The sequence below is a fragment of the Janthinobacterium sp. BJB446 genome (assembly GCF_002735655.1).
GTDB classification, from domain to species: domain Bacteria; phylum Pseudomonadota; class Gammaproteobacteria; order Burkholderiales; family Burkholderiaceae_D; genus Janthinobacterium; species Janthinobacterium lividum.
The window spans coordinates 83,258-103,884 of record NZ_PDZK01000001.1; the positions used below are offsets into that span (position 1 = coordinate 83,258).

Annotated in this window: 19 protein-coding genes and 1 other RNA gene; 17 read left to right on the forward strand and 3 right to left on the reverse strand. The window is 64.6% G+C overall.

Annotated features, from left to right (window positions below):
* Positions 1 to 189 precede the first annotated feature (189 nt).
* The 9 genes from pilV to CSQ92_RS00455 all read left to right on the forward strand — a co-directional run bounded on the left by pilV (position 190) and on the right by CSQ92_RS00455 (position 10,711).
* Complete coding sequence (gene pilV, locus CSQ92_RS00415; protein ID WP_099394531.1) at positions 190 to 759, forward strand: type IV pilus modification protein PilV; 570 nt, start codon at positions 190 to 192, stop codon at positions 757 to 759.
* Positions 756 to 1,715: a PilW family protein gene (locus tag CSQ92_RS00420; RefSeq protein WP_099392930.1), complete on the forward strand. Its 960-nt coding sequence runs from the start codon at positions 756 to 758 to the stop codon at positions 1,713 to 1,715. Before pilV ends, CSQ92_RS00420 begins: the two co-directional genes overlap by 4 nt.
* Before the next feature lie 84 nt (positions 1,716 to 1,799).
* The gene (locus CSQ92_RS00425; protein ID WP_373606006.1) at positions 1,800 to 2,384 is read left to right on the forward strand and encodes a pilus assembly PilX family protein; all 585 of its coding nucleotides are present in this window, start codon (positions 1,800 to 1,802) and stop codon (positions 2,382 to 2,384) included.
* Entirely contained in the window at positions 2,381 to 6,286 is a 3,906-nt protein-coding gene (locus tag CSQ92_RS00430; RefSeq protein ID WP_143450245.1) for a pilus assembly protein, read from the forward strand. The genes CSQ92_RS00425 and CSQ92_RS00430 overlap by 4 nt, the downstream gene beginning before the upstream one ends.
* 57 nt (positions 6,287 to 6,343) lie before the next feature.
* Positions 6,344 to 6,844: a type IV pilin protein gene (locus CSQ92_RS00435; RefSeq protein WP_099392933.1), complete on the forward strand. Its 501-nt coding sequence runs from the start codon at positions 6,344 to 6,346 to the stop codon at positions 6,842 to 6,844.
* A 9-nt stretch (positions 6,845 to 6,853) separates the two neighbouring features.
* Positions 6,854 to 7,441, forward strand: a complete 588-nt coding sequence (locus CSQ92_RS00440) for a GspH/FimT family pseudopilin (RefSeq protein WP_257219089.1) — start codon at positions 6,854 to 6,856, stop codon at positions 7,439 to 7,441.
* Positions 7,442 to 7,503: 62 nt separating this feature from the next.
* Positions 7,504 to 8,577 (forward strand): bifunctional diaminohydroxyphosphoribosylaminopyrimidine deaminase/5-amino-6-(5-phosphoribosylamino)uracil reductase RibD, encoded by a 1,074-nt coding sequence (gene ribD, locus CSQ92_RS00445; protein WP_176386040.1) that lies wholly within the window; start codon positions 7,504 to 7,506, stop codon positions 8,575 to 8,577.
* A 28-nt stretch (positions 8,578 to 8,605) separates the two neighbouring features.
* Positions 8,606 to 9,241: a riboflavin synthase gene (locus tag CSQ92_RS00450; protein ID WP_099392935.1), complete on the forward strand. Its 636-nt coding sequence runs from the start codon at positions 8,606 to 8,608 to the stop codon at positions 9,239 to 9,241.
* Positions 9,242 to 9,340: 99 nt separating this feature from the next.
* Positions 9,341 to 10,711, forward strand: a complete 1,371-nt coding sequence (locus CSQ92_RS00455) for a hypothetical protein (RefSeq protein WP_099392936.1) — start codon at positions 9,341 to 9,343, stop codon at positions 10,709 to 10,711.
* Here the strand turns inward: CSQ92_RS00455 and CSQ92_RS00460 are convergent.
* Positions 10,708 to 11,133 (reverse strand): OsmC family protein, encoded by a 426-nt coding sequence (locus CSQ92_RS00460; RefSeq protein ID WP_034786592.1) that lies wholly within the window; start codon positions 11,131 to 11,133, stop codon positions 10,708 to 10,710. The two genes, CSQ92_RS00455 and CSQ92_RS00460, sit on opposite strands and share 4 nt — an antisense overlap.
* 433 nt (positions 11,134 to 11,566) lie before the next feature.
* Between CSQ92_RS00460 and ribBA the strand changes: the two genes are divergently transcribed.
* From ribBA to nusB, 3 genes are all read left to right on the forward strand, one after another.
* Positions 11,567 to 12,682 (forward strand): bifunctional 3,4-dihydroxy-2-butanone-4-phosphate synthase/GTP cyclohydrolase II, encoded by a 1,116-nt coding sequence (ribBA, locus tag CSQ92_RS00465; RefSeq protein WP_099392937.1) that lies wholly within the window; start codon positions 11,567 to 11,569, stop codon positions 12,680 to 12,682.
* 64 nt (positions 12,683 to 12,746) lie between these two features.
* Positions 12,747 to 13,229: a 6,7-dimethyl-8-ribityllumazine synthase gene (gene ribH / locus CSQ92_RS00470; protein WP_034786791.1), complete on the forward strand. Its 483-nt coding sequence runs from the start codon at positions 12,747 to 12,749 to the stop codon at positions 13,227 to 13,229.
* Between the two features lie 91 nt (positions 13,230 to 13,320).
* Positions 13,321 to 13,791 (forward strand): transcription antitermination factor NusB, encoded by a 471-nt coding sequence (nusB, locus tag CSQ92_RS00475; protein ID WP_034786595.1) that lies wholly within the window; start codon positions 13,321 to 13,323, stop codon positions 13,789 to 13,791.
* Between the two features lie 119 nt (positions 13,792 to 13,910).
* Here nusB and CSQ92_RS00480 read toward each other — a convergent pair whose 3' ends face one another.
* Positions 13,911 to 14,825: a lytic transglycosylase domain-containing protein gene (locus tag CSQ92_RS00480; RefSeq protein ID WP_052140520.1), complete on the reverse strand. Its 915-nt coding sequence runs from the start codon at positions 14,823 to 14,825 to the stop codon at positions 13,911 to 13,913.
* 479 nt (positions 14,826 to 15,304) lie between these two features.
* On the opposite strand from CSQ92_RS00480, the gene ubiD reads away from it, so the two are divergent.
* On the forward strand, positions 15,305 to 16,789 hold the full coding sequence (ubiD, locus tag CSQ92_RS00485; protein WP_099392938.1) for a 4-hydroxy-3-polyprenylbenzoate decarboxylase: 1,485 nt from the start codon (positions 15,305 to 15,307) through the stop codon (positions 16,787 to 16,789).
* A gap of 181 nt (positions 16,790 to 16,970) precedes the next feature.
* Positions 16,971 to 17,069: signal recognition particle sRNA small type (gene ffs / locus CSQ92_RS00490), an RNA gene on the forward strand.
* 28 nt (positions 17,070 to 17,097) lie between these two features.
* On the opposite strand, the gene CSQ92_RS28955 is transcribed toward ffs, so the two are convergent.
* Positions 17,098 to 17,250 carry a hypothetical protein gene (locus CSQ92_RS28955; RefSeq protein ID WP_161789605.1) on the reverse strand — a complete coding sequence of 51 codons (153 nt, stop codon included), beginning with the start codon at positions 17,248 to 17,250 and terminating at the stop codon, positions 17,098 to 17,100.
* 56 nt (positions 17,251 to 17,306) lie between these two features.
* Here CSQ92_RS28955 and dnaX point away from each other — a divergent pair, with 56 nt between their 5' ends.
* Genes dnaX through recR form a run of 3 tightly spaced genes read left to right on the forward strand, consistent with a single transcriptional unit; the run spans position 17,307 to position 20,622 of the window.
* Positions 17,307 to 19,616, forward strand: a complete 2,310-nt coding sequence (gene dnaX / locus CSQ92_RS00495; protein ID WP_099392939.1) for a DNA polymerase III subunit gamma/tau — start codon at positions 17,307 to 17,309, stop codon at positions 19,614 to 19,616.
* A gap of 41 nt (positions 19,617 to 19,657) precedes the next feature.
* Positions 19,658 to 19,984 carry a YbaB/EbfC family nucleoid-associated protein gene (locus tag CSQ92_RS00500; RefSeq protein ID WP_034759121.1) on the forward strand — a complete coding sequence of 109 codons (327 nt, stop codon included), beginning with the start codon at positions 19,658 to 19,660 and terminating at the stop codon, positions 19,982 to 19,984.
* Positions 19,985 to 20,031: 47 nt separating this feature from the next.
* Positions 20,032 to 20,622: a recombination mediator RecR gene (gene recR, locus CSQ92_RS00505; protein ID WP_034786598.1), complete on the forward strand. Its 591-nt coding sequence runs from the start codon at positions 20,032 to 20,034 to the stop codon at positions 20,620 to 20,622.
* Positions 20,623 to 20,627 lie beyond the last annotated feature (5 nt).

Sequence of the window (20,627 nt, forward strand, 5' to 3'; positions counted from 1 at the left end):
TTTCACCACGCCAGCGTTCGCCTGGCAAGCGGCCTGATCAATTCAACGCTGTTCTTCTCACCTTATCGCTGTCCTGTTTGCGCTAGCGCAGATCCGGTTTTTTGCGCGCGCCTATCTTGTAGCTGGGCCGCCTGTTCTTGCGACTCTTTCTGCGGAAGGGAGTAGCGCATGCGCAATGGCGGTCGCACTATGTTTCCTGCGGGTGGTAGCAGCCTCGTCGAGGTGCTCGTGTCGCTGCTGCTGTTGGCGCTGGGTCTGCTCGGTGCCAGCATCCTGCAACTGAACGCCCTGCGCGCGCGCCACGAGTCGGCGTTGTTGTCGGCGGGCGTGCAACTGGCCGCCGGCATGGCCGAGCGCATGCGCGCAAACAGCGTGCTCATGAATGGACCCGATGCGGGCAATCCCTACCTGAACGTGGCGTACGCGGCGACGGACGGCGCCGACGCTGGCGGCGGTGCGCCGGACTGCTTCGGTGCCGCCGCCTGCGGTGCGGCTGAACTGGCGCAATTCGATATCGCCGAATGGAAGCAACGGCTGCATGCGGCCTTGCCCGGCGCGCGTCTGCATATTTGCCGGGACCTCGCCGCGTGGGACGCCGCTGCCCAGGGTTTGCACTGGGCTTGCAGCGGCGGCAAGGGGGCGCCCATCGTCATCAAGCTGGGCTGGCGCGCCCGCCTGCCCGATGGCTCGTCCGCCGAGAATGCGGCAGGCGAGTCGCTGCCCAGGCTGGCATTCCAGCTGGGCGGAGGCGGCGCATGAACCGCCGGCATCGTGGCATGAGCCTGGTGGAATTGCTGGTGGCCCTGTCGCTGGGCGCGCTGTTGATGTTGGCGGCCAGTAGCGTGTTGCTGGCGGCCAGCGGCAGCTATGGCGACCAGTCCGCCAGCGCGCGGCTGGATGACAATGGCCGCTATGCGCTCGATACCATCGCCCGCGCCGTGCGCCAGACGGCGTACGTGAACTGGGATAGCAGCGCCGCGCCCGTCGCCCATGCCGATGACGACAGCGCCAATGTGGCCGGGCTCGACGCGCGCAGCCTGGGCAAGAACAGCGAAGGCATCAGCGGCGCGCTGCCCGGCGCCCTGCATGGCAGCGATGTGCTGGCCTTGCGCTATTACGGCGCCGGCAAGGAAGAGGGCGGCGACGGTTCCGTGCTCAATTGCGCGGGTTTTGGCGTGGGCGCCGCGCAAACGGAGGCGCTGCGGGGTTGGAGCATTTTCTATGTGGCGCAGGGCGCCGATGGCGAGGGCGAGCTGCGCTGCAAATACCGTGGCGCGAACGGCTGGGGCGCAGACGCCATCATCCGCGGCGTCGACGCTTTCCAAGTGCTGTATGGCCTCGACACGGATACGCCGGCCGACGGCGTGGCGAACCGCTATGTCAACGCCAGCGCGCTCGACGCCTACGATGCGGCGCTGGTGCTGGTTGGCGCGGACGCGGCCGCGCGCCAGCGCGATTTTCACCGGCGCACGCACTGGAAGCGCGTGGCCAGCGTGCGCGTGGCCTTGCTGTTGCATGGCGAGGCGGGCCAGGCGGACAAGATGGCGGAACTGGGACCGGCGCAGTTCGATCTGTTCGGCAAGGCGTATGCCGAGGCGCACGGCGCCGGGGACACGGGCGTGCGCATCGCGCGCGCGTCCTTGCCCGCCGCAACGCGCTCCCGGCTGCGGCAACTGGCGCAGACGAGCATCATGCTGCGCAACGGGCCGGCCTAGGCGGGCGGCGCGATGGCTGGCGCGGGCGTCCGCTGTTGCGTACCTTGTCGCGCACTTCGTGGGCGCCGTGGCGGCGCCACCCTCGTGTATGTGCTGTGTCTGCTGGTGATCATCTTGTTGCTGGGCATATCGGCGGCGCAGATGGCCTTGCAGGGCGAAAAGGCGGCACGGGGCGAGCGCGACAGGCAGATCGCGTTTCAGGCGGCGGAGGAGGCATTGGTGGATGCGCAGAACGATATCGAAGGCTTTCCCGGCGCACCGGGGCGCAGCAGCCTCTTCGCGCCAGGCAGTGCGGCAGGGTTTGCGGACGGCTGCGGCGAAGGGGGAACACTGGGCCTGTGCCTGCCGGCAGCCCCGGGTGCGCCGGCACTCTGGCTGAGCACGGACCTGGATGGTGCCGAAGGGGGCAGCCGCACCGTGCCGTACGGCCAGTTTACGGGCGCCGCCATGCAGACGGGGCAGGGTTTCCTGCCGTCGCGCCGGCCCCGCTACCTGATCGAATTGCTGCCGTTTCATCCGCCCGGCGCGCAGGCCACGGCAGTGGCCAGTGGTCTGGCAACGGAAAGCTATGTGTACCGCATCACGGCCATCGGTTTTGGCGCGCAGGAAAGCACGCAAGTCGTGCTGCAAAGCTACTATCGCAAAGAGGCGGCGGGAGCGGGGCCATGAGGGCTTTGCCGTCCGCTTTCTCATCCGCGCTGCGCTGCTCCGGCTGGGCCTGGCTGCTGGGGGCTGGCCTGATTTGCAGTAGTGTCCTTGCCGCCGCTCCCCCGGTGGCGCTGGCGCGGGCCGACGCGGGCTTGCACGGCGCCAGGGTGCCGCCGAATCTGCTGCTCAACCTGTCCCTCACCCACGCTGCTGCCGCTGCCGCACATGGCGGCGACTATGCGCCGCAGCGCGAGTACCAAGGTTATTTCCATGCCCGCATGTGCTACAGCTATCCGTATCGCAGCAAGGACGGCGTCATGCTGCCGGACTTGCGCGTAGCGACCGCTTACTTCTCCGTGCTGAAACCGGCCGATGCGCTGCACGGCTGCGGCGGAGACAGTTTCAGCGGCAACTTTCTCAACTGGGCCAGTGCCAGCATGCTCGACATCGTGCGCTATGCGCTGACGGGCGGCGACCGCGTCATCGACGAGGTGCGCAAGACGGTGCTGCAGCGCGCCTATTTGCCCGATGCCGACAGCCCCATCGACTTTTTTGCCCACCCCGTCTTTTTCCCGCGCAAGGTCTTGCAGACTGGCGTGGCGGCGGCGACACCATTTGCGTTGTCGCAACTGGCCATCGTTTCTTGCCGTAATCGCCTGTTGTTCGGCGACGCCAGTTTGCCTCCGGGCGGCAATTGCGACGCGCCTGGAGCCGCCGCCACGCACGGCGTGTTCCTCGCGCGCGTGCGCGTGTGCGACGCTGATGAGGGGCCGCTGCGCGCCGACTTGTGCCTGGCGTATGGCAAGAACTACAAGCCGGTGGGCGCCGTGCAGCGCCATGGCGGCAGGGTGCGCGTGGGCGTGTTTGGCCATTTGAATGGCCTGCCTGCAAGCGCCGGCGCCGTGTATGGCGGCGTGCTGCGCGCGCCGCTGGCCCACGTGGGACAGCAGCGCTGGATGGCGCCCGACTTTATGCCGCAAGACAATACCGGCGCCGAGTGGCATCCCGCCACTGGCGTGTATGCGGTTCAAGCTGCGGCCCAAGGCGCGAGCCCTGGCGGCGGGGTGACCGCTTACATCAATGGCCTGGGCCGCGGCAACGCCGGGCATCCCGGCGCGTACGCCAGCGCGGCGCCGCTGGCTGAATTGCTGTACGAATCGCTGCGCTATCTGCAGGGGCGGCAAGCGAGCGCCATCGTGCCACCCGCTACGGCACCGCCTGCCATCGACGACGGCTGGCCGGTCGTGACGCAATGGAGCGACCCGCAAACGGCCAGTTGCCAGCGTCACATCGTTGTCAGTTTCGGCGATGCGGGCATGGCGGGCGACCGCTACGTGCCCGGCAACGTCCCGGCGACTCCCGCATCAAACGGCGACCGCGCCCGCGCGCCGGACAGTTTTGCGCCGCCCCCGTTCGATGCGATGGCCTGGACGCATGCGGTGGGCAGCCTGGAAAGCGGTGGCGCGCAAGGCAATCCCGCGCCACGGCCCGAACTGGCGGCACTGGAATTGCTGGCCGAGGGGGCGGGCGGCGCCAGCTACCATGCGGCAGGACTGGCCTACTGGTCGCATGTGCAGGCCCTGCGTCCCGGCGGCAAGAGCGACGGCATGGCGAAGGTCGAGCACTATGCGGGCGACTTGCGCCAGGGCGACCCGGCAGGCGAATCGGCCGCCACTCCCGCCGCTACGCCCTTGTTATTGGCGGCCAAGTATGGCGGCTTTCTCGATGCCAATGGCGATGCCAACCCCTTCAAGAGCGCGACTGGCAGCGCGCTGAGCGAGTGGAGCCTGGATGGCCGCTGGCCCGCCCATTACCTGCCCGGCAGCGACCCGGCCGCCCTGATCGGGGGACTGCGCGCAGCCTTTGCTGCCGCCGACAAGGGCAGCTTGCCGGCGACGCTCGCCGGGCCGGCCCTGATGGCGCTGGCCAGCGGCACGGAAGAGGCTTACTGGTTCCAGGCGCAGATACGCCTGGCCGATGGCAGCATGACCTTGTCGCGCACCGCATTTACCGTGGGGGCCGATGGCGCACTGCTTCCCGGCAAGCCATGGTGGCGCACGGGCGGGCAGGAGCAGGTCGCGCCAGATGGAACGCCGGCGGTTTTGCGTCCCGTCTACACGCTCGACGCCAAGGGCTCCCTGATGCCGCTGGCCTGGAAGCGGCTCGATACGGAGCAGCGCGGCGCATTCGACGGTGGCGATGGACGAGGGGAAGAGCGCCTGGCGTATCTGCTGGGCCAGCGCACGCATGAGGTGGGCCAGCCGGGCGGCTTCTTGCGCCGCCGCATAGGCAGCCTGGGCGCCGCGCCGCATGGCAATTTGCTGTACGTGGGCACGCCGGGGCTGGGCATGCCGGGGGCAGGCTATGGCTTGCACCGCAAGGCGCTGCTGCAGCGGCGCAAAATGCTGTACCTGGGTGCCAACGACGGCTTGCTGCATGCCTACGATGCGCGCACGGGCAGCGAATTGTTTGCCTATCTGCCGCAAGCGCTGCTGCACCTTGCGCCAGCCGCTGCGAGTACTCACTACAGCCCCGGCCCGCTGCTCGATGGTGCGGCGGCCACGGCGGAAGTGCTGGCGCTGGGGCATTGGAAGACGGTACTGGTATCGGGCATGGGCGGCGGGGCGCAAGGCGTTTTTGCGCTCGACATCACGGATCCGGCCCGCTTCGCGCAAGACGGAGCGCTGTGGGAGTTTACGGACCGTGATGACAGGCTCATGGGCAACGTGCGCGGGCCGCCCAGCTTTGCCCGCATCAACATGGGCGGCAAGGAGGGCGCGCCAGCCTACCGCGATTTTGCCATCGTCGCCAGCGGCTACAACAACCATGTGGATGATGGCAAGAATACGACGGCGCCCGCATCGGCCGCCGCCATTTTCCTGCTGGCGCTGGACAAGGCGCCCGGCACGCCCTGGATGTTGGGAAGTAATTACTTCCGCCTCAAGGTGCATGTGGCCAGCGGTGGTGGTGGCGATGGCGGCCATGACACTGATGCGGGCGCGCACGCGGGCGCTGACGCCATGCCCCACGCGCTGGGTCCGCCCGTCGTGGTGCCGGGCGGCGACGGCGCGCTGGCTTATCTATATGCGGGCGATTTGCAGGGCAATATCTGGCGCCTTGACATGGCTGGCGGGCCGCCGTGGAAAGAGGGGGCGGGGCGCAAGCTCGTCTTTGTCGCGCGCGATGCGCAGGGCAGGCGCCAGCCCGTGACGCAGCAGCTGAACGTGGCCTACGCACCCGGTGGCGGCTATCTGCTGCTGTTCGGCACGGGCAAACTGGTCGAAGCGGCCGATACCTGGCCTTCCGCCTTTTTGTCGCAATCGTTTTATGCCGTGCACGACGATTTGCGGGAGTCGTCTCCCACGCGCAGCCGGGCTGATTTGGAACAGCGCAGCCTGGGCGAGGCGGTGGGCGGCGTGCGCGTCGATGGCGCCGAGCTGCGCTATACAGGCAGCGACGCCATGCGCGGCTGGTACCTCGATTTCCTCAATACCGCGCAAACGGGCGAACGCAGCATCGGCAGTCCCGTGCTGGACGCCGGCAGGGTGCTGTTCAACACTGTGCTGCCGGGGCGCGATCCTTGCGCCAAGCCGGCCACGCGTCTGTACGTGCTTGATGTGCTGAGCGGCTTTGCCGCCGATGGCGCCGGGGTCGTGCAGGCGGGTGCGCAGACGGGGCGCTTGTTCGACGGCCTGGCGCGCGCACCGCCGCTGGCGCTGGAATTGAACAGCACGGTGGGTGCCGCGACGGCGGCGGGGCGGGCCGAGGGGCGCAAGGAACTGGCGGTGTTGCAGCCTGGCTTGCCTGGCGCAGCCAGCGGGGCGGGACTCAAGGTCGTCAGCGCACCGCTGCCGGCCCGGCGCCTCAGTTGGCGCGAAGTGGCGAACTGGCGCGAATTGCACGAGGCGGCCAAGAAAAAATAGGCCCAGCGAGGCTGGCGCATCGCATCGGCGGCGATTTCAGGAACGACGGGAGCTTATATGGGCGTGGTGGCAAGCCGGAACGGTCCCGCTGCAAACGGTGGTGCTCCTGCTGCCACACTGGGCTTCAGCCTGATCGAACTGCTGTCTGCGCTGGCGATCATGAGCCTGCTGTTGGCGCTGGCCGTGCCCGCCTATCACGGCCATGTCGTGCGCGCCAAGCGGGTGCAGGGACAGGCGGCCCTGCTGCGGCTGATGCAGCAGCAGGAACGCTATTATTCGCAAAACAACCACTATCTGGCATTTTCCTCCGCGTCGCCGTCGTCGCAAGTGCAGCAGTTTCCATGGTGGTCTGGCGAAGGGGGCGCGGCCGGCAGCGCGTATGAAATCGAGGCGCTGGCTTGTCCCGGCCTGGCGATCGGGCAATGCGTGCTGTTGCGCGCGATGCCGGGCACGTCCAAGGTCGATGCGCACTTCCAGGATGCCGATTGCGGCGTGTTGTCCTTGAGCAGCACGGGCCAGCGCGGCAGCAGCGGCCCGTCCAGCCACTGCTGGCCCTAGGCCATGGCCATGCACAATCGCTCACTGCGGATTGGGCACACCGTCGGGGACACCGTCGGGCATACCCTGCCCGAATTGCTGGCCGTGTTGGCGATTGCCGCGTTGCTGGCTGCCGCCGCCATGCCCAGCCTGCAGCAGGTGCTGGCACGCCAGCAGGTGCGCGCGGCGGCCATGGACTTGTTTTCGGCCATCGAATTGACGCGGGCACAGGCGATGGCGCGGGGACGGCGCGTGCTGTTGATGCCGGCCGGAGCCGGTGGCGTGGATTGGCGTACGGGCTGGCTGATATTCATCGACCGCAATGCCAACCTGGCGTTCGATGGCGATGACGAATTGCTGTTCCGCCAGGGGCCGCTGCCGGCGGGCATCACGGCCCAGTTCGCGTTTTCGTCGGCCACGGCGCCGTTTTATATCGCCTACAATGGCGCAGGACGCAGTTGCAGCGCGACCAATAGCCTGGCGGCGCGCTGGGGTACCTTGTCCCTGGCTTTGGGAAAGCAGGTACGGCATATTAAAATCAATATGCTGGGCAGGGTGCGTGTGTGCGACCCGCAGCAGCAGGCGGTCAATTGCAGCGGCGTGGCCGACAGTTCGTAACCCGACTCACCTATCACTCACTAGCAAAGAAGCCCGTGGAAATACTCAACGATATCGATGGCATGCGCCTGGCGCTGGAATGGGCGGCGCGCGGTTTGTACACGACCTCGCCCAATCCCCGCATCGGCTGCGTGATCGTCAGGGATGGCCAGGTGATCGGCGCCGGCGTGACGCAGGCGGCCGGGCAGGATCATGCCGAAGTACAAGCGCTGGCCAATGCGGCGGCGCGCGGCAACGATGTGCGCGGCGCCACCGCCTATGTCACCCTGGAACCGTGCAACCACCACGGCCGCACGCCGCCATGCTCCGATGCGCTCGTGCGCGCGGGGTTGGGGCGCGTCGTGGCCGCCATGACGGACCCGAACCCGCTGGTGGCGGGGCAGGGACTGGCCAAGCTGGAGGCGGCCGGCATCGCCGTCACCACGGGCGTGCTGGCCGACGAGGCATATGAAATGAATATCGGCTTTTTCTCACGCATGCAGCGCGGCAAGCCGTGGGTGCGCATGAAAACGGCGGCCAGCCTGGACGGCATGACAGCCTTGCACAACGGGCAAAGCCAGTGGATCACCGGGCCGCAAGCGCGCGCCGACGGCCACGCCTGGCGCGCGCGCGCCTGCGCCATCCTGACGGGCATCGGCACCGTCAAGGCGGACGATCCGCAATTGAACGTGCGCGCCGTCGAGACGCCGCGCCAGCCGCGCCGCATCGTCGTCGACAGCCGGCTCGACATCAGCCCCGACGCGCGCATCCTGCAGGGGGGCGGCACGTGGATCGTGGCGGCCGTGGCCAACCCGGAAAAGGAAGCGCAGTTGCAGGCGCTCGGCGCGGAAGTCATCATGCTGCCGAACGCGGCCGGCAAGGTCGACCTGGCCGCGCTGATGCTGGAACTGGGACGCCGGCAATGCAATGAAGTCCACGTCGAGGCCGGTTCCAAACTGAACGGCTCGCTAATCCGCGAAGGCTGCGTCGACGAGCTGCTGGTCTATCTGGCGCCTACCTTGCTGGGCGATGCGCAAGGCATGTTTGCCTTGCCCCCATTGACGGATATCAAGCAGCAGCACACTTTGCAATTTCACCAGGTTCAGCAAGTGGGCGAAGATTTGCGTATCCTTGCAAGATTCGCCCAGCGCAATTAATACTTTCATACTTTTATAGGGTTAGTTCATGTTTACAGGAATTGTTGCCGCCATCGGCAAGATTGAAACCGTGCAACCGCTCGACGGCGGCCTCGATGCAGGCGTGCGCCTGAACATCCACGCGGGCGGCTTGCCGCTGGCTGACGTGGCCCTGGGCGATTCGATCGCCATCAATGGCGCCTGCATGACGGTGGTGGAAAAGTCGGACACGGGTTTTGCAGTCGATGTCTCGCGCGAAAGCCTCAATTGCACCGTGGGCCTCGATACCCCCACAGAAGTGAACCTGGAAAAAGCCCTGACCCTGGCCGAGCGCCTGGGTGGCCACTTGGTGTCCGGCCACGTCGACGGCCTGGGTATCGTGCGCAAGTTCGAAGCCGTGGGCGAATCGTGGGAACTGGTGATCGAGGCGCCGCACGAACTGGCGAAATACCTGGCCTTCAAGGGTTCCGTCGTCGTCAATGGCGTGTCCCTGACCGTCAACCGCGTGGAAGACCTGGGCGCGGGCGCCGTCAATGGCTGCCGCTTCTCGATCAACCTGATTCCGCACACGATCGCCATGACGACCTTGAAGCACTTGACGGTCGATGGCAAGGTCAACCTGGAAATCGACCTGATCGCCCGCTACGTCGAGCGCATGCTGTCGCTGGACAAGGCTGCCGCTTAACACCACAGCTTGAAGCAACATACTTGCTGCCCTGCCAAGCGTGTGTTGCTTTTCTTTCAGACGCGCATACTATGAAGCTTTCCGCAGTGGAGGCTAGCCATGGACCCGATTTCGCGCGCAACCGTGCCCAACACCATCCCGGCCACGTCCCGCGTGGGCGCAACGGCGCCGCTGCCGCCTGTACTGCCCGTGCCGCCTTCCAGTGCGGCGGCTGCTCTTGCCATCCTGTCATCGACCCAGGTCGACATCTCCCCGCTGGGCCAGTTCCTGTCCGGCGTGGCCTTGTCGCGCCGGCAACTGCTGGCTTTGCAGGGCGCCACGGAAGAGGCCAGGGCGGCAAATACCCCAGTGAATATCAATGACGACTTGCTGGCGCTGGCGCGGCAGCTGACGGAATCGTTCGCCCAGCTGCAAACGAGCGGCATCGATGCCAGCCAGCTGGCGACGGCCGGCGATGCGCCGGGCAGCCTGGCGCAGCGCTACGATTTGCTGTCGGGCGACGGCACGACGGATGCGGCCGCCGCGCTGGCGCAGGACGGCAGCTTGCTCACGCAAGCGCAACTGGCCCGCATTGGCATCGACTTGCGCAATGAAGATGTCGATGCGGTCATTTTGCAGGCCGCGTATGCGGCCGACAGCAATGCCACCCTGGATGCCTTGCAACAGGGAACGGACGTGCTGGCGCAGGTGGGCGCCGTGCTGGCCCAGCAGCAGGGCGCGCCGCTGGCTGCCGTGGTCGAAGCGGATTTGACGGGCGAAGCACTGCCGTCCAGCGCTGCGCAGGCTCCGCAGGCCGAGCAGATGCAGGCCATCGACGAAGCGCCGTCGCAAACGGCCGCCATTGCGCAGCGGCAGTTGGAACTGCAGCAGCAACTGGAAGCGGAGGAGCTGAACCTGGACTTGCAGGAACTGCGGCCCCAGACGCAGCGCACCGACAACCAGCGCGTCGATGCCCAGCGCCTGGACGCCGAACGCCTGGACAGCGAACGCATCAATACCGATCAGCAGGCGCAGCAGCAGGAAGCTGCGCGGGTGGACGAACTGCGGCAGGGGCAAGTGCAGCAGCAGGGATTGCAGCAGCAGGCGCAAGCAGCGGCGGACGATGCGGCGCGGGCGCAGCTGGCCGCCAGCGACGCGCAGATGGCGGCCCAGGCGGCATCCGACCGGGCGCAGTCGCTGGCGCGCGCGGCGCAGGGGCAGGCCGATGCCGGCCTGGCGACGGCGCAAGCCCGGCTGGCCCAGCAAAATGCGCAGGCGCAAGAGCTGGCCGCGCAAAACGCGGGCCAGGCCGTGCCGCCGCCTTCATCGCAAGACCCGTCCGTGGCGGCGGCCATCGCCGCCTATAACCTGAACAATGCAGCCCTGAATCCCGGTTTGATGAACCGGCCATTGCCGGCCAGCGATTCGCGCCTGCCGCTGGTGGCGCCGGTAGCCCCCGTGGAACCCGTCAAGCCCGTGACGAAAATCTAGGGCTGCAGGGTAGCGTCCAGGGTAATGTTGGCTTTAAGCAGCTTCGACACGGGGCAGCCGGCCTTGGCCTTGCCCGTCAATTCCTCGAATTGAGCCTGGCTGGCGCCGGGGATCTTTGCCTTCAGGATCAAATGGACGGCCGTGATGGCAAAACCGTCGTCGACCTTGTCGAGGGTGACTTCGGCCGTCGTCTCCATCTTTTCCGCCGTCAGGCCCGCTTCGCCAAGGATCAGCGACAGGGCCATGGTGAAGCAGCCCGCGTGCGCGGCGCCGATCAATTCCTCGGGATTCGTGCCGGGCTTGCCTTCGAAGCGGCTGGCAAAGCCGTAGGGATATTCCTGCAAGGCGCCGCTGCGCGTGCTGATGGCGCCCTTGCCATCCTTGATGCCGCCTGACCAGATGGCCGATCCATTGGTTTTCATAGTGCCGCTCCTGTGTGGGGTGTCGCTGCGAGTGGGGCGTCAGCGCCGTGGCGGTGACTGGCTGATCTTATGCTCTTTGCAAGGCCGGCGGCGCGCGCCTTGCCGTCGCCGTATGCGCTGGATCAGGGAATGGGCGCTTTGCGGGGCAGGCGGTGGCGTCCGTGCCGCAAAGCTGTCTTATTTCAGGTCTGCAAGCGCTAAATCCTTTAAAATAGCAGGTTATAAGAAAATTCCCGGAAATCTGAGGAATATTCGCACTCGATGTTTCAGTTCGGTTTCAGTTTTTAGTTTCACTAACAACGCCAGGCAAAACCGTCGCGAGCGGAAGGAAGAGGTGGCTGAGAAGCGCAACCGTACGAAGGTACGGTGAGCATCGCAAGCCGCCTATACCGACGCGCAGCAGGTTTTGCCGGGCGTCATACGAGGATGAACAATGTCTATATCCAGCACCGAAGAGATCGTCGCTGAATTGCGCGCCGGCCGCATGGTGATACTGGTCGATGAAGAAGACCGGGAAAATGAAGGCGATCTGGTGCTTGCCGCCGATTTCGTGACGCCTGAAGCCATCAATTTCATGATCACGCATGCGCGTGGCCTGGTCTGCCTGACCCTGACGGAAGAGCGTTGCGACGAGCTGAACTTGTCGATGATGACGTCGCGCAACGGCACCGCCTACGGCACCAATTTCACCGTGTCCATCGAAGCGGCCGAAGGCGTGACGACGGGCATTTCCGCCGCCGACCGCGCCAAGACCATCCAGGTGGCCGTAGCCAAGGGCACGCAGCCCAGCGATATCGTCCAGCCTGGCCATATCTTCCCGCTGAAAGCGCAAAAAGGCGGCGTGCTGATGCGCGCAGGCCATACGGAAGCCGGTTGCGACCTGACGGCCATGGCCGGCTTGACGCCCGCCTCCGTGATTTGCGAAATCATGAAGGACGACGGCACCATGGCACGCCTGCCGGACTTGCTGGTCTTTGCTGAGCAGCATGGCTTGAAAATCGGCACGATTGCCGACCTGATCCATTACCGCAGCCAGACGGAATCGCTGGTCGAGCGCGTTGCCGAGCGCACCTTGCACACGGCGCACGGCGAATTCCGCCTGATCGCCTTCCGCGACAAGCCCAGCGCGTCGGCCCACCTGGCCCTCGTGCATGGCGATTTGGCGCCCGGTCTGGAAGCCCTGGTGCGCGTGCACCAGCCCGTTTCCCTGCTGGACGTGCTGGAAAGCGAAGCGACCACCCACTCGTGGACGGTGGCTGCCTCGATGGCCGCCATCAAGCAGGCCGAGCGGGGCGTGATGGTCTTGCTGAACTGCGGCGAGACGTCGGGCGAGCTGTTTGCCCAGTTCGCCGCGCTCGATACGCCGCAAGCCAAGCCGAAAGGCCGCGCCGCCAGCATGGACTTGCGCAGTTACGGCATCGGCGCGCAAATCCTGCGCGACCTGGGCGTGAGCAAGATGCAATTGCTGGCCAGCCCCCGCAAGATGCCGTCGATGGCCGGGTTCGACCTGGAGGTAACGGGTTTTCAGTGCCATCCTGGCCAGCAGTAATTAAATTAATTTCAGCGGCCTGGCGCATTGCGCCGCCGCTGATCACCTGATAAAGAGGCTTATGATGAGCGTAGGAACATATGAAACCAATTTTGCCGGCGAAGGTTTGCGCGTCGGTATCGTCCAGGCACGATTCAATGAAATCGTCGGTGGTGGCTTGCTGTCGGCATGCCTGGAAGAGTTGAGCAAGCTGGGCGTGGCCGATGAAGATATCCTGCACGTGACCGTGCCGGGCGCCCTGGAAATCCCCCTGATTCTGCAAAAAATGGCGGAAACCGAGCAATTCGATGCCCTGATCGCACTGGGCGCCGTGATTCGCGGTGAAACCTACCACTTCGAGCTGGTATCGAACGAATCGGGCGCGGGCATCACGCGCGTCGGTCTCGATTACGGCATCCCCATCGCCAACGCAGTGTTGACGACCGAAAACGACGAGCAGGCGGAAGTACGCATGCTGGTCAAGGGAGCGGAAGCGGCACGCGTGGCAGTGGAAATGGCCAATCTGGCGCAAGCGCTAGAAGAGTTGCAAGACACAGACGAGGATTAATCGTGCTTGCGCCGCAGTGTGCTGCCTGGCAGCGCACCGCGGTATTCGTCACTATCTGCAGTAAATACGTATTTAAGAACAGGTAACAATCATGACTGAGAAAAATTTGCTCGCCAATCCCAGCAAAAACCGCACGCCGCGTCACCGCGCGCGCGAGTTTGCGCTGCAGGGCTTGTACCAGTGGCTGCTGAACAATGAAGACGCGACCACCGTCGTGAACAATATTCGCGCCGCGCATGGTTTCGACAAGGCCGATGGCGATCATTTCACGGTGTTGCTGTACGGCGCCATCAAGGATTCGCTGGCGCTGCGTGAAAGCATGGCACCATTGATCGACCGCAATATCGCGGAACTGTCGCCCATCGAACACGGCATCCTGCTGATCGGAGCTTTCGAGCTGAAGAACAACATGGAAATCCCGTACCGCGTCGTCATCAACGAAGCGGTCGAGCTGGCCAAGTCGTTTGGCGGTATCGATGGCCACAAGTATGTGAACGGCGTGCTGGACAAGCTGGCAGTGAAATTCCGCGAGGAAGAAGTGGGCGCCAACAAGCGCAAGTAATATAGAGCAGTTCCTGCGGCCAATGCCGCAGGGCAATAAAAAAGCCACCGGCACTTGCGTGCGGTGGCTTTTTTACTGGGTGCCGCTTTTTGGATGCCCCTGTGAAGGCTTTTAAAGGGTCACAGGCCGGCGATCTCGTTATGGGGCAATACTTTGATGGTGATGCCGCTTTCCGCTGCCGGGGCCTTGGCTGGCGCTGGCGTGTTCGATGCCATCACCGGCGTCGTGGTCGGCACGCGCTGGCCGGCCGACACTTGTTTCAGGCGGCGGTATTCGGCCAGCACGCGCGAGCCATAGCCCGAGTCGGTGGCGAAGTTGGCGGCGCCGACGTAGGTTTTGAGGCCCGCTTCGACGGAACCGCCACGCGTGACGTAGTCTTTCAGAATCAGGGAGCCGACGCGGATGTTGGCGACGGGATTCAGCGCTGCCTGCACGCCGCCCATTTCCTGGAAGCGCTCATGGTGCACTTTCGACATGACCTGCATCAAGCCTTGCGCGCCGACGGGGCTTTCCGCGAACGGGTTCAAGCCCGATTCGATGGCCATCACGGCCAGGATCAGCAGCGGGTCCAGCTTGATTTCACGGGCTGTCAGGTAGGCCGTCGAGACGAGCATATTGGTCGCATCGTTGGCTACGCGGTAGCGCTTGGAAAGCCAGTTGGTGACCCATTGCTGCTGCTTTTGCGTGCCCAGCAAGGCTTTTTCTTCCTTGCTCAGCGGTGCGTCGCTGGCGGCCGTTTGCACGGAAGCAGGCGCTTCCATCAGTGCCGACAGGGCCGGTGCTTCAACGGCTTGCGCCTCTGCCATCGGCAGCGGGAACAGGCTGTGCGTCAGTTGCTTGCCCAGGTCAGGGCGGAACATCAGCAGGGCGATCAGTGCGAGGGCGGAAATGCCGAAGACTGTCAGTGTGTGTTGTGCCGTGGTCAATACGCCACGTGCCGAAATGGCTTGTGCGCGGGCGCGCAAACGCGCTAACGCTGGCTGGCCAGCCACGGTTGAAGCAGGCAAAGCTGCTTCAGTGCTACGATGAGTCATAGAGTTCCCCGAAATGTCGCGTCAACAGGCAGTCCCTCCGCGGTCTCGCGGTGTTGTGGGTACTGCCAATGCCGTGCATCAGAAATATCATCGTTTCCGCCGCGTATGGATGCGTGCGAGAAACGCCGTCATTGCTTGCTTGAGCTGATCGGTCCCGTTTTTGGTATTGGATCAGTCGCAATACAACTTTTACCGGGGGTAAGGCAGACGCCTTTTGAAAACACTCCTTAAAATGTCATGTGGAGCCCCGACTCCGTGAATGAAAGAGAAACGCTAAAATCAAGCTCTGGGCCGGCGTGCTCTTTCAAGTTGGGCGAATTGTAGAAGCCGTTTTATATCAAGTCAATACTAACGAATCGTTTCTTTATTACTTTTATGTCTTACTTTTTGACTTGCATTGTGCCAAAAGCCAATAAAATCAATTACTTGGCATAGATCCTTCAGCAACGGCGTCCGACGTCAAAAAAAATTAAAAACACATGAAATATTCAGATTTGCGAGATTTTATTTCTCAACTGCAACAAATGGGTGAACTTAAGCCCATTTCGACCCCCATTTCACCGATTTTGGAGATGACGGAAGTCTGCGACCGCACCCTGCGCGCGGGCGGACCGGCCTTGCTGTTCAACAATCCGACGGGATACGACATGCCGGTGCTGGGCAATCTGTTCGGCACCACGCGCCGCGTGGCGCTGGGCATGGGCGCGGAAGATGTGAGCGAGTTGCGCAAGATCGGCCATGTGCTGGCGCGGCTGAAGGAACCGGAGCCGCCGAAGGATTTCAAGGATCTGCTGGGTCTCGGTTCGCTGGTGAAATCCGTGTGGGACATGTCGCCGAAGGAGTTGCGCGGCGCGAAGTGCCAGGAAATCGTATGGGAAGGCAACGACGTCGACCTGGCGCGCCTGCCGATCCAGCATTGCTGGCCCGGCGACGTCGCTCCCTTGATCACCTGGGGCCTGGTGATCACCAAGGGGCCGAACAAGAAGCGGCAAAACCTGGGCATCTACCGCCAGCAAGTGCTGGGGCGTAATAAGGTCATCATGCGCTGGCTGGCGCACCGGGGCGGGGCGCTGGACTTCCGCGAGCACGCGATCCAGAGCAAGGGCAAGCCGTATCCGATCGCCGTCGCGCTGGGCGCCGATCCCGCTACTATATTAGGGGCCGTCACGCCGGTGCCGGACAGCCTGTCCGAATACCAGTTCGCCGGCTTGCTGCGCGGCAGCCGCACGGAGCTGGTGAAAGCCATCGGCAGCGAGCTGCGCGTGCCTGCTTCCGCCGAAATCGTGCTCGAAGGCCATATCTACCCGGATGAAAACCATCCGAGCGGCTACGAGCACGCGCTGGAAGGGCCGTATGGCGATCACACGGGCTACTATAATGAGCAGGACAGTTTCCCCGTGTTTACCATCGACCGCATCACCATGCGCCGCGACCCGATCTACCACTCCACGTATACGGGCAAACCGCCGGACGAGCCGGCCGTGCTGGGCCTGGCCCTGAATGAAGTGTTCGTGCCGCTGCTGCAAAAGCAGTTCAGCGAAATCACGGACTTCTATCTGCCGCCCGAAGGCTGCAGCTACCGCATGGCCGTGGTGCAGATCAAGAAACAGTACGCGGGCCACGCCAAGCGCGTGATGTTCGGCGTGTGGAGCTTCCTGCGCCAGTTCATGTATACCAAGTTCATCGTGGTGGTCGACGAAGACGTGAATATCCGCGACTGGAAAGAAGTCATCTGGGCCATCACGACGCGGGTCGACCCCATCCGCGACACCACGCTGGTCGACAACACGCCCATCGATTACCTGGACTTCGCCTCGCCGGTCAGCGGCCTGGGCAGCAAGATGGGGATCGACGCGACGAATAAATGGCCGGGCGAAACGACGCGCGAGTGGGGCACGGTGATCGCCATGACGCCGGAAGTGAAGGCCAAGGTGGATGGCATCTGGCAAGAGCTGGGTTTGTAGGCGCTAAGTAGGTCGGGTTAGCGCTTGCGCGTAACCCGACGTTGCGGCGCTTGCATGTTCAGGGCCTGCGTAGTCAGCAGTGTCGGCTTACGGCCTGCGGCCTAAGCCGACCTACGCATAAAATGATCGCGTTCAGTACGGCAATTTCCCAATCCTGCCCAGGTCGGGTATAATTGTCCCTGGCGGGCCCCTGCGCATCGTGGCATGGCTAACCTGGTCAGGTCGGGAACGAAGCAGCCACGGCTATTAACCATGAGTGCCGCAGATCAGGCTCGCCTCCTTCGGGAATGTTTTATCAGGATCAACAATCAAGCTGCCATGGGCAGCTTTTTTGCTTTTACGGCGCCATTTTCTTGCCGGCCCGCAGCATTGCCGGGCTTGCCGTGTTTTCCATATTTCCAGCTGGCCATGTTATACAATTGCTGCTTTGCCGCGTTTGCCATTTTGAATGGCCCGGCCATGAGGCTTGCGCCCGCCGCGCAGGATCACCCGCAAAATCGCATGGTAAAATCTCAGCATGTCCTATCAAGTCCTCGCCCGTAAATACCGCCCCAAGAATTTCGAGACGCTCGTCGGCCAGGAGCACGTCGTGCGCGCGCTCACGCATGCCTTGCACAGCGGCCGATTGCATCACGCCTACCTGTTCACGGGCACGCGCGGCGTCGGCAAGACGACCCTGTCGCGCATCCTGGCCAAGTCGCTCAATTGCATCGGCCCCGATGGCACGGGCGGCATCACGGCCCAGCCTTGCGGCGTGTGCGAAGCGTGCACGGCGATCGATGCGGGACGCTTTGTCGACTATATAGAGATGGATGCGGCATCGAACCGTGGCGTCGATGAAATGGCGCAGCTGCTCGAGCAAGCCGTGTATGCGCCAAGCAATGCGCGCTTCAAGGTCTATATGATCGATGAGGTGCACATGCTGACGAACCACGCGTTCAATTCCATGCTGAAGACGCTGGAAGAGCCGCCCGAGCACGTGAAGTTCATCCTGGCCACGACGGACCCGCAAAAGATTCCCGTGACCGTGCTGTCGCGCTGCCTGCAGTTCAACCTCAAGCAGATGCCGCCCGGCCACATCATCAGCCACCTGGACAATATCCTGGGGCAAGAGGGCATCGCCTTCGAACAGCCGGCCTTGCGCCTGCTGGCCCAGGGCGCCCACGGCTCCATGCGCGATGCGCTGTCCCTGACGGACCAGGCCATCGCGTATGCGGCTGGCGAAGTCACGCTGGACGCCGTGCAAGGCATGCTGGGCGCGCTCGACCAGTCGTATCTGGTGCGCCTGCTCGACGCACTGGCGCAGCAGGATGGCGCCGATCTCCTGGCCGTGGCCGACGAAATGGCTTCGCGCAGCCTGTCCTACAACGGCGCCTTGCAGGACCTGGGCACCTTGTTGCACCGCATTGCGCTGGCGCAAACCGTGCCCGCCGCCTTGCCGCAGGACTTGCCCGAATACGCGGACATCGTGCGCCTGGCTTCCGCGTTTGACGCGGAAGAAGTGCAGCTGTTTTACCAGATCGCCGTGCATGGCCGCAATGAGCTGGGCCTGGCGCCCGATGAATACGCGGGCTTTACCATGACCTTGCTGCGCATGCTGGCCTTTCGGCCCGGCATAGGCGGCGCCGATGGCGTGCCGGCTGCACCGGCCGCTGCCACGGGCAACCGTCCGGCCGCCGTGGCCGCCGCGCGCGCTGCGGCTGGGGCTTCGGCTCCCGCCGCCCGCGCCGCCACGAACAGCGTGGCCAGCCACGCCGCCGTGACACCGCCCGCCGTGGTCGCCGCCGCAGCCGCCAGCATGGCGCGCAGCGAAGCGCCGCCGCCGCGCGCGGCTGCGCCGGCGCCAGCCGCTGCACCGGCGCCGGCACCAATGGCGCCGCCGCCCGCTACGCCGCCAGCGGCTGCGGCTGCCCCGGCAGCATCGGGCGCCCCGATCAGTTCCGCGCGCGCCGCCATCAATGCGGCGCTGGAAGCGGCCCGCGCCGCCTCGAAGGGCCGTCCGGGCAGCGCGCCATCGGCGCCATCGTCGGCGCCCAAGCCAGCCGCACCGGTACCAGCAGTGGCGCCTGCCGCCGCTGCCCCGGCCGCGCCGGTCCAGGCAGCTCCGCCGCCACCGCCCGCCGCCGCGAAAGCGCCGGCGCCGTGGGACGACGCGCCACCCGTGGCCGTGATGGAAGCACCGGTATCCGTATCGACGGCGGCACCGGTACGCCAGGCGCCGCCACAGCAGCAGGCGCCCGCTGACGACGACTTGCCGCCGTGGGTCACCGAATTTTCCGACGACAGCGCCTCCGCGGCCGTGTCGGCGCCCGCCGCGCAGAGCAGCGAGCAGCCGGCCGTCATCATGCCGCAGCGTGCCGCCAAGCAAGCCGCGCCCAGCGGACCGTATGTGATCACGCCCGTGCCTGGCCTGGACTGGGACGGCAACTGGCCGGCCGTCGCCGCCGTGCTGCCCCTGCGCGGCATAGCCCAGCAATTGGCCGTGCAGGCCGAGCTGATCGAATGCCTGCACGACGGTCACAGCACCACGTTCCGCCTGCGCGTGCCGATCGACACGTGGCGCAGTCCGGCCAACGTGGAAAAACTGGCTGCCGTGCTGAGCGAGCGCTTCGGCCGCAAGGTCAATGTCGATACGGAACTGGGCGCCGTCTGGTATACGGCCAGCGCGGAAGCGCAGGCCCACCGCGAGGCGTGCCAGCTGCAAGCGGAAGAAACCATCGCCAGCGATCCCTTCGTGCTCGACATGAAGCGTGCATTCGACGCTTTTGTTGTGCCGGGAACGATTACCCCTGCACCGGCCGGCTCCGCCGCGCCGACCCTGCATTGATGATTAACACACTCACAAACTGAATTGAACGGAGCATTCTCATGATGAAAAATCAACTGGCTGGCCTGATGAAGCAGGCGCAAGCAATGCAAGACAACATGAAAAAGGCCCAGGAACAACTGGCGCTGGTGGAAGTGGAAGGCCAGTCCGGTGCCGGCCTCGTCAAAATCGTCATGACGTGCAAGAACGACGTCAAGCGCGTCTCCATCGACCCGTCGCTGCTGGCCGACGACAAGGACATGCTGGAAGACCTGGTGGCCGCCGCCTTCAACGACGCCGTGCGCAAGGCGGAAGCGACGTCCGCGGAAAAAATGGCGGGCTTGACTGGCGGCATGAACTTGCCAGCCGGCTTCAAAATGCCATTCTGATGCAAGACCGCATGCGCTCGATCTATGGCACGGGACAAGGTTGATCCATGTCCAAGTCGCTTGAATTCCTGACCGAGGCGCTGCGGCGCCTGCCCGGCGTCGGCCCCAAGTCGGCGCAGCGGATGGCGTTTCATTTGTTGCAGCACGATAGGGAAGGCGCGGCCATGCTGTCGCGCGCCCTGTTCCAGGCCGTCGATGCCGTGCATCACTGCGGCCTGTGCAATACGTTTACCGAACACGAAGTGTGCGAGACCTGTCTCGACGAAGAGCGCGACAAGCGCTTGCTGTGCGTGGTGGAAACGCCCGCCGACCAGCTGATGATCGAGCAGACGCTCACCTACAAGGGCTTGTATTTCGTCCTCATGGGGCGACTCTCTCCGCTGGACGGCATCGGCCCGAAAGATATCCACCTCGAAAAATTGCTGAACCGCGCCAACGATGGCGTGGTCGGCGAAGTGGTGCTGGCCACCAATTTCACGAATGAAGGCGAAGCCACGGCCCACTACATCAGCGAAATGCTGAAGGCGCGGGGCTTGCGCGTGAGTCGCCTGGCCCGCGGCGTGCCCGTGGGCGGCGAACTGGAATACGTCGACGCGGGCACGATTGCCCGCGCGATGCTCGACCGCAGGGCAACCTGAGCACA

Coding starts and splice junctions, on each gene's coding strand:
- pilV (WP_099394531.1), top strand. CDS start 190: ATGTTTCCTGCGGGTGGTAGCAGCCTCGTCGAGGTGCTCGTGTCGCTG.
- CSQ92_RS00420 (WP_099392930.1), top strand. CDS start 756: ATGAACCGCCGGCATCGTGGCATGAGCCTGGTGGAATTGCTGGTGGCC.
- CSQ92_RS00430 (WP_143450245.1), top strand. CDS start 2,381: ATGAGGGCTTTGCCGTCCGCTTTCTCATCCGCGCTGCGCTGCTCCGGC.
- CSQ92_RS00435 (WP_099392933.1), top strand. CDS start 6,344: ATGGGCGTGGTGGCAAGCCGGAACGGTCCCGCTGCAAACGGTGGTGCT.
- CSQ92_RS00440 (WP_257219089.1), top strand. CDS start 6,854: ATGCACAATCGCTCACTGCGGATTGGGCACACCGTCGGGGACACCGTC.
- ribD (WP_176386040.1), top strand. CDS start 7,504: ATGCGCCTGGCGCTGGAATGGGCGGCGCGCGGTTTGTACACGACCTCG.
- CSQ92_RS00450 (WP_099392935.1), top strand. CDS start 8,606: ATGTTTACAGGAATTGTTGCCGCCATCGGCAAGATTGAAACCGTGCAA.
- CSQ92_RS00455 (WP_099392936.1), top strand. CDS start 9,341: ATGGACCCGATTTCGCGCGCAACCGTGCCCAACACCATCCCGGCCACG.
- CSQ92_RS00460 (WP_034786592.1), bottom strand. CDS start 11,133: ATGAAAACCAATGGATCGGCCATCTGGTCAGGCGGCATCAAGGATGGC.
- ribBA (WP_099392937.1), top strand. CDS start 11,567: ATGTCTATATCCAGCACCGAAGAGATCGTCGCTGAATTGCGCGCCGGC.
- ribH (WP_034786791.1), top strand. CDS start 12,747: ATGAGCGTAGGAACATATGAAACCAATTTTGCCGGCGAAGGTTTGCGC.
- nusB (WP_034786595.1), top strand. CDS start 13,321: ATGACTGAGAAAAATTTGCTCGCCAATCCCAGCAAAAACCGCACGCCG.
- CSQ92_RS00480 (WP_052140520.1), bottom strand. CDS start 14,825: ATGACTCATCGTAGCACTGAAGCAGCTTTGCCTGCTTCAACCGTGGCT.
- ubiD (WP_099392938.1), top strand. CDS start 15,305: ATGAAATATTCAGATTTGCGAGATTTTATTTCTCAACTGCAACAAATG.
- CSQ92_RS28955 (WP_161789605.1), bottom strand. CDS start 17,250: ATGGCCGGGCCATTCAAAATGGCAAACGCGGCAAAGCAGCAATTGTAT.
- dnaX (WP_099392939.1), top strand. CDS start 17,307: ATGTCCTATCAAGTCCTCGCCCGTAAATACCGCCCCAAGAATTTCGAG.
- CSQ92_RS00500 (WP_034759121.1), top strand. CDS start 19,658: ATGATGAAAAATCAACTGGCTGGCCTGATGAAGCAGGCGCAAGCAATG.
- recR (WP_034786598.1), top strand. CDS start 20,032: ATGTCCAAGTCGCTTGAATTCCTGACCGAGGCGCTGCGGCGCCTGCCC.